Source organism: Sulfitobacter sp. 1A13679 (genome assembly GCF_043557115.1).
Lineage (GTDB): Bacteria > Pseudomonadota > Alphaproteobacteria > Rhodobacterales > Rhodobacteraceae > Sulfitobacter > Sulfitobacter faviae.
Window position 1 is genome coordinate 142794 of record NZ_JBIFFO010000010.1, and the last position, 10086, is coordinate 152879.

Consider the following 10086-nt stretch of genomic DNA (forward strand, 5'->3'; position numbering starts at 1 on the left):
CAATATGACTGGAAAACTCGACGGGCGCGTGGCGCTGGTCTCGGGCTCGGGCCGGGGCATTGGCCGCGAAATCGCTCTCAAACTGGCCTCGGAAGGGGCCCGGCTGGTGATCAACGATCTGGATGCGGATCCGGCCAATGAAACCGCCGAGGCGGTGCGCGCAATGGGAGCTGAGGCCGTGGTCTGTGCCGGCAGCGTCACCGAAGACGGTTTTGCCGAACGGTTCATCAAGACCGGCGTGGACAGCTTTGGCGGGTTAGACATCATCGTGAACAACGCAGGCTACACTTGGGATAGCGTCGTTCAGAAGATGTCCGACGAACAGTGGCAGGCGATCATCGACGTCCACCTGACGGCACCTTTCAAGATCCTGCGCGCTGCCCAGCCGGTGATCAGCGCCAAGGCCAAGGAAGAGGCCGCCGCCGGGCAAGAGGTGTTCCGCAAGGTGGTCAACATCTCGTCCATCGCAGGGACCGGCGGCAATGCTGGCCAGATCAACTATTCCGCCGCAAAGGCCGGTATCCTAGGGGTCACCCGGACGATGGCCAAGGAATGGGGCCGCTATAAGGTCAACGTCAACGCCGTCGCCTTCGGCCCGATTCGCACCCGCTTGACCGAAGGCAGCGCGGATGGCGACAGCACGATCAAGGTCGAAGAAAAAGAGATCAAGGTCGGCGTGAATCCCGATCTCCTGTCCCAGATGGAGCGCATGATCCCGCTGGGCCGGGTCGGCACTCCGGAAGAAGCTGCCGGTGCCGTCTATCTGTTCTGTGCGCCGGAATCGAACTTCATTTCAGGCCAGCACGTCATCTGCGGTGGCGGTTTCGTGATCTAAGGCATTTGCCCGGACCCGATGACGGGGTCCGGGCAAGCACATTAATGTCTGGGCGGCCTCTTGGCGGTCGCCAATGCGGAATTTTCCGCAAACTCTAGTCTGGCACGATCACGACGATTTACTCATTTGCGTTATTAACCTAACAGGCGTTAGTTAGGCGTTGGGGCGATACGAAAGTATATGGCACAAAACACGGCAATCAAAATCAACGAGACATCGCGCAGCGCGGTTGGACGGGATGGGGTGCTGGACATTGCCGCGCGGCTTTTCCGCGAACAAGGCTACGGGTCCGTTTCGCTCCGAAAAATTGCCGAGGCCGCCGGGATCAAGGCGGGTAGCATATATTATCATTTCGGTTCCAAGGACGAGATCGTCGCGGCCGTTCTTGATGCAGGGATTCGAGTCGTTCACGAGAGCATGAGAGACGCCGTCACCGACCTGCGGGCCGATGCCGACGGCGAAACGGTACTGCGCGCCGCGATCCGGGCGCATCTGCGCGCGCTTATTGATGTGAGCGATTATACATCGGCGAATGTGCGTATTTTCGGGCAGGTGCCGCAATCCGTCCGGGATGCCAACTTGCCCACGCGCAGGGCCTATGAGGCAGAGTGGGACAGTCTTCTGTCCCAGCTTAAGAAAGATGGCACGCTGAAGCAAGACGTCGATATCCGTCGCCTGCGCCTGATGCTGATCGGTACATTGAACGCCACGCTCGATTGGTTCGACCCGGACCGCGGTAGCGCCGATGCGTTGTCACGCACCTATGCCGATGTGTTCCTCAACGGGATACTCCAAAGACAGGATACCTGACTTCATGGCACGTCTTGAAACAGCGGTGCTGACCGCATCAGAGACCTACACCCGCAACCACGCCGCACAAAGCGAGCGCGTCGAAACGCTGCGTGCGCGGATCGCCGAAGCAACGGCTGGCGGCCGCCCCGATATGGTCGCGCGGCATCGCAAGCGCGGCAAGCTGTTGGTCCGCGAACGGATCGACCTGCTGGTGGATCCGGGCACTGCGTTTCTTGAGCTGTCGTCGCTTGCCGCCTACGGTCAATACGGGGGCGAGGTGCCCGGTGCGGGGATCGTGACCGGTATCGGGATCGTCCACGGGCTGCCCTGCGTTGTGATCGCCAACGATGCGACAGTGAAGGGTGGGTCTTTCTATCACGAAACCGTGCAGAAACACATCCGCGCCCAGGAAATCGCAGCCGAGAACCGGCTGCCCTGCCTCTATCTGGTGGATTGCGGCGGTGCCTATCTGCCAGAGCAGGACCGGGTTTTCCCCGATGCCCGCCATTTCGGCAATTCCTTTTATCGTCAAACCAACATGTCCGCGAGCGGCCTGCCGCAGATCTCGGCGGTCTTTGGAGGCTGCACGGCCGGTGGGGCCTATATCCCGGCCCTGTCGGACGAAGTCATCATGGTACGCGGCAACGCACGCATCCATCTGGGCGGCCCCTCGATCGTCAAGGTGGCGATCAACGAAGAGGTTGATGGAGAAACATTGGGGGGGGCCGAGATGCATTCGCGCGTCTCCGGTGTGTCTGACCATCTGGCCGAGGACGAGTATCATGCGCTTGCTCTGATGCGCGACATCGTATCCGAACTGGGCCTGTCGCGCCCGATGGGTCCCGATGCAACCTGCGCGCCGCCGGCGCGCAACCCAGAGGAACTGCTTGGCGTCATCAGCGCCGATCGCAAACAGCCCTATGACATGCGCGAGGTTCTGCTGCGCATGATCGACGCCGGCGAATTCCGCGAATTCAAGCCCGGATGGGGTGAGACGCTGGTCTGCGGCACCGCGCGGATTCACGGCTATCGAGTGGGCATTCTCGCAAATAATGGGGCGCTTGTGTCCGACAGTTCGCTCAAGGGCGCGCAATTCGTGTCGATGTGCGATCAACGCAACATCCCGCTTTTGTTCCTCCACAACATCTCGGGCTTCATGGTCGGCACCGAAGCCGAGCGCGGCGGCATTGCCAAAGACAGCGCCAAGCTGGTCTATGCCATGTCGGTTGCCAAGGTGCCGCGCCTGTCGGTCCTCTTGGGCGGCTCATACGGGGCAGGCAACTACGGCATGTGCGGACGTGGTTTCGCCCCGAATTTTCTCTTTGCCTGGCCCACGGCGGAACTGGCCACCATGTCTGCCGACATCGCCACAAATGTGATGCTGGAACTGCGCCGCCAGAAAGGGGGCGACCCGGGCAAGATGGAGGCCGACATGAAGCTGATCGAGGAGCAGGTTCGGGCCCAGTACGGTGAACAGTCCGATCCCTATTATGCCACCTCGCGGCTTTGGGATGACGGGCTGATCGAACCCGCGCAAACCCGCGATATCCTTGGCCTGTGTCTGGCCATCGTGACATCGGTGCCCGAAGCCGGTCGCCATACGCCTGTATTCAGAATGTGAGGCTTCAAGTTGACCAATACCTACAACACGATCCTTATCGAAACCGATGCGCGTGGCGTCGCCACGCTGACGCTCAACCGCCCCGACAAACACAATGCGCTGAATGGCGAATTGATCGCAGAGCTATACGATGCCGCCGAAAAGCTGGCTGCAGATGACGATGTGCGTATTGTGGTCCTGACCGGCGCGGGCAAGAGCTTCTGCGCGGGCGGCGATTTCAACTGGTTCGCCTCTAATGTCGAGAAAACCCGTAGTGAAAGGGTCGCACAAAGCGCCACGCTGGCGCGGCTGTTGCGCCGTCTTGACACGCTGCCCAAACCCTTGATCGGGAGGATCAACGGCCCGGCTTACGGTGGCGGTGTCGGCATGATCTCCGTCTGCGACTACACCATCGGCGCCGAAGGCGCGCGCTTCGGTCTGACCGAGGTAAAACTGGGCCTTCTGCCCGCGAATATATCGCCTTATGTGGTGGCCCGCATCGGCAAGGTGCATTCGCGTGAAACCATGCTGTCGGGGGCGTTGTTCGACACGGCCCGCGCCGAGCGGATCGGTCTGTTGACCGAGGTTGTCGCGCCGGGCGACCTGGACGCCACGGTGAACCGGGTGGTGCATGATCACCTTCAGGCCGCGCCGGGTGCCGTGGCCGATACCAAGGCGCTGATCGCCTATGTCGCGTCCCACGATCTGGAGACCAACATGATCTACACCGCCGACCGGCTGGCCGATGCGTGGGAGACTGAGGAAGGTATCGAAGGCATCAACAGTTTCATCAACAAGGGCGTTCCGTCATGGCGGGTGAAATGAGCTTCACCCGCGTTCTGATCGCCAACCGGGGCGAGATTGCCCGGCGCATCCAGCGCGGGTGCCGCAAACTGGGGCTGGAAAACGTAGCGGTGTTTTCGGACGCGGACCGCGACGCGCCCTTCGTGGCCGAGGCCGATCATGCCGTCTGCATCGGTGGGGCCGCCCCGTCGGACAGTTATTTGAACGTCGAGGCCATCCTTGAGGCCGCGCGGGCGACGGGCGCGTGTGCGGTGCACCCGGGCTATGGTTTTCTGTCTGAGAATGCCGGTTTCGCGGCGGCGGTCGAGGCGGCGGGCCTTGTGTTCATCGGGCCGGAACCCGACGCTATCGCGCGGATGGGCTCCAAGATCGAGGCCAAGGCTGCCGCCGAAGCCGCAGGCGTGCCCGTCCTGCCCGGCTATCGAGGCGAGGATCAGTCCGACGCGCGCCTGCTGCAAGAGGCCGAGGCGCTAGGCACCCCCTTTCTGGTCAAGGCCAGCGCCGGCGGCGGCGGACGCGGGATGCGGCTGGTCTCCGATCCGGGCGACGCACCCGAAGCGATTGCATCTGCCCGGGCCGAAGCGCAGAGCGCCTTCGACGATCCGGCGGTGTTCCTCGAACGCTATGCACCCCGTGCCCGCCACGTCGAAGTGCAGGTTCTGGGCGACACTCACGGCACCGTGCTGCATCTGGGCGACCGCGATTGTTCGCTGCAACGCAACCACCAAAAGCTGATCGAAGAAGCCCCCGCCGCCGATCTTCCCGAGGCTGTGCGCGACCGCATGCGTGCGGCAGCGGTGCGGTTGGCGCAGGCGATCGGCTATCGCTCCGCCGGGACGGTGGAATACCTCTATGACCCCGGGCGCGGTGAATACTACTTTCTGGAAATGAATACCCGGTTGCAGGTGGAACACCCCGTGACCGAGGCGATCACCGGCATCGATCTGGTCGAATGGCAGTTGCGCATCGCGCGGGGCGAGCCGCTGGCGCTGACGCAAGGCGATGTGCAGTTTGACGGGCACGCCATTGAAATCCGCATCGCCGCCGAAAACCCGGCCGAGAATTTCCGCCCCGAAACGGGCGAGATCAGCCTTTGGGCTCCGCCCGCCGGCGTGCGGCTCGATACCGGGGTCGAGGCAGGCTCGGTCGTCAGCCACCATTACGATTCGATGATTGCCAAGCTGATCGTCCACGCGCCGGATCGGGCCGGTGCGATCCGCCGGGCGGTTGTCGCAATGGATGCCTTTGCAGTCGGTGGCGTCGGTCTGAACCTGGCCTATCAGCGCGCGTTGCTGACACACCCGGATTTTGAGGCGTTCCGGCACCATACCTCAGGCCTGCCCGAGATGTTTCCAGGCGGCTGGACTGAACCGTCCGCTGATCCCCGGGACATGGCCCTTGCCGCGATGGCGCTGCATCTGCATCTCGCCCCGGCGGGCGCGTCGCCCTGGGAAAGCCTGGGGTCATGGCGGCTCACGGCCCCTGCGGGGTGGCCCGGTGCAGCATCCTATTGGGAGACGACCAAAGACGACCCGATCCGCGTAAACGGCTCCGGGTCGGTGTTGACAGCCGTACAACTGGACGGCCAGACCATCGCGGTCGAGAGTGCCGCCTTAACAGGATGCCGTCTGAGCGGACGCATCGACGGGGTTCCGTTTTCGCGCACCGCCTATGTCTCGCGCGCGCCGGGTCACTGGCGGGTGCACCTGCAAACCCCTGCCGGAATGACCGCGACAGACCTGCGCACGCTGGAAGACCAGCATCTGCAACGTGCCACCGGCGGGTCTGGCGTCGCTGACCTGTTGTCCGCACCCATGCCCGGCGCCGTTGCCGAGGTGCGTGTCGCACGCGGCGACCGCGTTAAAGCCGGTGACACGCTTGTGGTGCTTGAGGCCATGAAGCTGTTGCAAAGCCTGCCCGCGCCGGTCGCGGGCGTAGTGACGGAAATCTATTGTGCACCGGGCGACACGGTTGCCGGGCACGCCCCACTTATCAAACTCGATCCAGAGGAAAACACATGACCAGACAAGACAACATCACCGCGGCCTCCGGCCCGTTCAACGAAGACCTCAACTTGATCCGCGACCAGCTGCGCCGGTTCATCGAAACCGAGGTGACCGCCAAGGCCGAGCCCTGGGAGGAGGAGGGCATGGTGCCCCGCGACGTGCTGCGCCGGATGGGTGATCTCGGCGTTCTGGGGATGCGCTATGACGAACAGTATGGCGGCGCGGGGCTGGACGTGATGTCCAGCGTGGTTTTGGCCGAAGAGGTCGGGCGATCCACCTTCGGCGGATTCTCGGCCACGGTTCTGGTCCACACCGACATGGCCTCGCCGCATCTGGAAAACGCCGGCACGCCCGAACAGAAGGCGCGGTGGATGCCGTCGATCACCTCTGGCGAAATGATCACCGCCGTCGCCGTGACCGAGCCGGGCGCGGGCTCGGACGTGGCCGGCATGCGCACCCGCGCGGTGCGGGACGGGTCGGATTGGGTGCTGAACGGCACCAAGATGTTCATCACCAACGGCGTGCATGGCGATCTCTACTTTGTCGGCGCCAAGACCGATCCCGATGCCAAGGGGTCGCGCGGGATCACCATGTTTGCGGTCGAAAAAGGCACGCCGGGCTTTTCGGTCGGACGGGCGTTGAACAAGACCGGCTGGCTGTGCTCGGACACTGCCGAACTGATCTTCGAAGATGTCCGCATCCCGGCCGAAAACGTTCTGGGCGAGGTCAACCGCGGCTTCTATTCGGTGATGAAGAACTTCCAGAACGAACGCATCGTCCTGGGTGCGATGGCCTGTGCCGAAGCGCAAACCGCGCTGGACATGACCGTGGATTACGTCAAGCAGCGCAGGGCCTTTGGCGGCGTTCTGTGGGACAAGCAGGCCGTGCGCCAACGGCTGGCCGACTGTCAGACGCGGATCGCGGCAGGACGTCAGCTGGTCTATCACGCCGCCGGTCTGGATGCCGCGGGCGGTGACTGCGTGAAAGAGGTCTCAATGGTCAAAGCCTATTGCGGCGAACTGGTGAACAGCGTGCTTTATGACTGCGTCCAGTTTCACGGCGGCATGGGTTATATGCGCGAAACACCGGTGGAACGCATGTCACGCGATGCCCGTGTGCAGGCCATCGGCGGCGGGGCGAGCGAAGTCATGTTGGAAGAAGTCGCCAAGCGCATGTGAGCTTACTATCCAAAAAATAACAATCTTCAGAAACAAGGACGAAAAAGATGAATCTGGAAACCACTCAAAGCCAATCAGTCGCAAGACTGACCCGAGAAATCTCGATAATACTCGTCGGCACAATTCTTTTGGCACTATCCGCCAAAATCGTGGTGCCGTTCTACCCCGTACCTATGTCTACACAGACCCTGGTTGTCTTGGGTCTGGGCCTTTTCCTGGGGCCGGTGCGCAGTAGTCTTGTTGTTGTGACATACCTTTTTGAAGGTCTGCTTGGCCTGCCGGTCTTCGCAGGCACGCCTCCGGCTCCGGCCGGACTGGCGTATATTGCGGGTCCCACAGGCGGATACCTGATAGGCTTCGCACTTGCAGCGGCGGCTGCCGGTTGGGTTGTTCAAGCACTGCAAGGACTTTGGCCTTCATTCAGAGCATCTGTCGCGGTCTTTTTGGGCTCGATACTCATGTATTGCGCAGGGCTGTTCTGGTTGGGTGGCTTTGTCGGCTATGGCGAAAAGTTGCTGAACGCCGGTCTTTACCCGTTCCTTCTCGGGGATCTGACGAAGGCGACAATTGCTGTAGTTCTGTATACTGCTTACCATAATCGCCGCGCTGTGTGACTGCCAGCCCAAGACTGTATCAGACTGTTTCAGTCTCATACGGTCTTGGTCCAATATAAGTTGAAATGGTCCGATGCCGGATTTGACAGGCACCGGACGCCAGCCTGAGGTTTCCGGCGCCATGCGAGAGCAATGCGCAAAACTGTGCGAACCAAATTGTTCGCAATCAATACCTGGTCGCACACAATGAAAAGAAGCAGCATGTTTTTCTCAGAGCCGGAGCCTTGCCGCGCGAAGGGAGTCGAATTGGCCCCTGGAATTCTGAGGATCGTCGCGAACAATCCCGGAAAGATGACCTACCACGGGACAAATAGCTACATCATTGATACGCCTGATGGTCGGTTCATAATCGACCCCGGCCCAGCAGAAGACAGTACACATTTCGAGGCAATCATCAAAAATTTGGGGGCCAAACCATCCGGGATTCTGCTCACACACCACCATTCTGATCATTTTGGAGTCGTCCCAGCCCTGCGAGCACGGACAGACGCACCTGTTTATGCCTCACGGGCATTCCCTGACGATGCATTTCGACCTGACCGGTTTCTGGAGGACGGACAGGTCATTGCCGGTCTTACCGTCCTGCACACACCTGGTCACGCGAGCGACCACCTTTGTTTCGCGAGACCTGACGGAGTGCTCTTCACGGGCGACCACGTTATGAGTTGGAACAGTTCGATCGTCAGCCCCCCTGACGGAAACATGCACGACTACTGCGCGCAGCTACAGCGGCTGATTGAGCGCGACGATAGGATCTACTTTCCGGGGCACGGACCTATACTCCGGGATCCGCAACCTTACGTCAAACGGTTGCTTTCCAACCGCATGCGTCGCGAGGCGGAGATCCTCGCCCACCTCTCAAACACCCCGGATTCGGTCCAGAATATCGCCGCTTCCGTCTACCAGAAAACCGACCCACATATCGCAATGGCCGCAGAACGAAACGTTGCGGCGCATCTGGAGAAGCTGTTGTCTGAGTCGCGGGTGGTACAAGATGGCGAGGCCTGGAAATTAACATAAACTTCATTATGCGCCTTTATACTTAGTGTTGCGATAGTATATTATCGTATGTATGCTGGACTCCTGTCACAGAGGTTCCTCAGCATGCGCCATTTACTCAAGAAGCTCCTCCCCTCGGTCACAGTCGCTTTGACCGTGACAGGTTTTTCGCTGCCGGTACCCGCCCGCGCGCAGACATACCCGATCGATTGCGCGATCCTCCTGTGCCTGTCTGGCGGCTGGCCTGCTTCCGTCCCTTGCGCCCGAGCCCGCGCCGAATTCATCCGGCGGATTACGCCTTGGCCGGTGGAACCCCCACTGCAAATCTGGCGCTGTCCCATGGGCACGTCCTATGAGAGCGATCGGCATTCAAACAACGCTGACCGCATCTTTGAAGCCTTGTTCAGGACCGGCAGCCGTCGACCGCTCCAATCCTTGCCAGTAGATAATCTCATTCCTATAGGCTTCACCCTGCGGCTTGTTCAGGACCGCGCGGACATTGATATCAGCGGACCTGAGTTCAATTTCGTGCGGTCCATCCGCGTCTTCGATGTAAGGTATGCACGACAGCACGAATCCGGGCGCGATGGGGATTGTAACCGAAGCGCGACCGTGGTCCTCGGCACCTATGGGACCCAAGGCGATTTCTCATGGCAGCGATCTTCCATAACTGCCCTGCCCGACGCCCATGTGGGACTTGAACGTTGGGGCCAGAATTGCCCGGGTATCTATCACCGATCTGTCTTCGTCGATTGGCGTGACTATGAGGGCAACTACGGCTTCGAACAGGTGAACTACTAGCGCTGACAAAGACAGCGGTGCGATCAAACTGCGGAAATTTGAGCGTGCTGAGTATTCAAACACCAGCCGTTCGCTGCTGTCGGTGGCAAGGTCCGAAGAGCGGGACAAAGCGCCATTTTGCTGCGGCTGCGCAAATGGCTGCTTTAGGCCTGGCGCACCAATAGAACATTGCAGCAGGACACGTCGGTTAATCCGTATAGCTTCGGCAGGCATCGACCCCTACGGCTGTCGAGGCAAGTAGTTGATCTGCGTCGCGGATGAGATCAGCGATCCGCCTGTCCGCAAGGCGATACCGGACGAACCGACCTTCGTTCCTGCGACTGACCAGACCGCAATCCAAAAGGCAGCGCAGATGGTTCGAGACATTGGGCTGACCAAGCCCTGTTTGGGTAACGATTTCCTGCACGCTGCGTTCGTCCGACAGTAGCGCATCGAGGATCGCAAGACGGCTGGGGTC

10 protein-coding genes are annotated in these 10086 nt (G+C 60.9%); 9 read left to right on the forward strand and 1 reads right to left on the reverse strand.

Features of this window, described 5'->3' with window-relative positions; genetic code table 11:
* Positions 1–4: 4 nt before the first annotated feature.
* The 9 genes from ACGYLA_RS10085 to ACGYLA_RS10125 all read left to right on the forward strand — a co-directional run bounded on the left by ACGYLA_RS10085 (position 5) and on the right by ACGYLA_RS10125 (position 9629).
* Positions 5–835, forward strand: a complete 831-nt coding sequence (locus tag ACGYLA_RS10085; protein WP_027264429.1) for an SDR family NAD(P)-dependent oxidoreductase — start codon at positions 5–7, stop codon at positions 833–835.
* 180 nt (positions 836–1015) lie between these two features.
* The gene (locus ACGYLA_RS10090; RefSeq protein WP_197918523.1) at positions 1016–1645 is read left to right on the forward strand and encodes a TetR/AcrR family transcriptional regulator; all 630 of its coding nucleotides are present in this window, start codon (positions 1016–1018) and stop codon (positions 1643–1645) included.
* 4 nt (positions 1646–1649) lie between these two features.
* Entirely contained in the window at positions 1650–3248 is a 1599-nt protein-coding gene (locus tag ACGYLA_RS10095) for an acyl-CoA carboxylase subunit beta (RefSeq protein WP_043753606.1), read from the forward strand.
* Between the two features lie 9 nt (positions 3249–3257).
* Positions 3258–4052 carry a crotonase/enoyl-CoA hydratase family protein gene (locus tag ACGYLA_RS10100; RefSeq protein ID WP_028288551.1) on the forward strand — a complete coding sequence of 265 codons (795 nt, stop codon included), beginning with the start codon at positions 3258–3260 and terminating at the stop codon, positions 4050–4052.
* On the forward strand, positions 4037–6052 hold the full coding sequence (locus ACGYLA_RS10105; RefSeq protein WP_276155040.1) for a biotin carboxylase N-terminal domain-containing protein: 2016 nt from the start codon (positions 4037–4039) through the stop codon (positions 6050–6052). The genes ACGYLA_RS10100 and ACGYLA_RS10105 overlap by 16 nt, the downstream gene beginning before the upstream one ends.
* Positions 6049–7215, forward strand: coding sequence for an acyl-CoA dehydrogenase family protein (locus ACGYLA_RS10110; protein WP_152467144.1), 1167 nt, complete (start codon positions 6049–6051; stop codon positions 7213–7215). Before ACGYLA_RS10105 ends, ACGYLA_RS10110 begins: the two co-directional genes overlap by 4 nt.
* Positions 7216–7262: 47 nt before the next feature.
* The gene (locus tag ACGYLA_RS10115) at positions 7263–7829 is read left to right on the forward strand and encodes a biotin transporter BioY (protein WP_136340106.1); all 567 of its coding nucleotides are present in this window, start codon (positions 7263–7265) and stop codon (positions 7827–7829) included.
* Between the two features lie 201 nt (positions 7830–8030).
* On the forward strand, positions 8031–8849 hold the full coding sequence (locus tag ACGYLA_RS10120) for an MBL fold metallo-hydrolase (protein ID WP_136340210.1): 819 nt from the start codon (positions 8031–8033) through the stop codon (positions 8847–8849).
* 84 nt (positions 8850–8933) lie between these two features.
* Positions 8934–9629, forward strand: coding sequence for a hypothetical protein (locus ACGYLA_RS10125; protein ID WP_394404412.1), 696 nt, complete (start codon positions 8934–8936; stop codon positions 9627–9629).
* A 187-nt stretch (positions 9630–9816) separates the two neighbouring features.
* Here the strand turns inward: ACGYLA_RS10125 and ACGYLA_RS10130 are convergent.
* The coding region (locus ACGYLA_RS10130; RefSeq protein WP_394432137.1) for an ArsR/SmtB family transcription factor at positions 9817–10086 on the reverse strand (270 nt) is incomplete at its 5' end.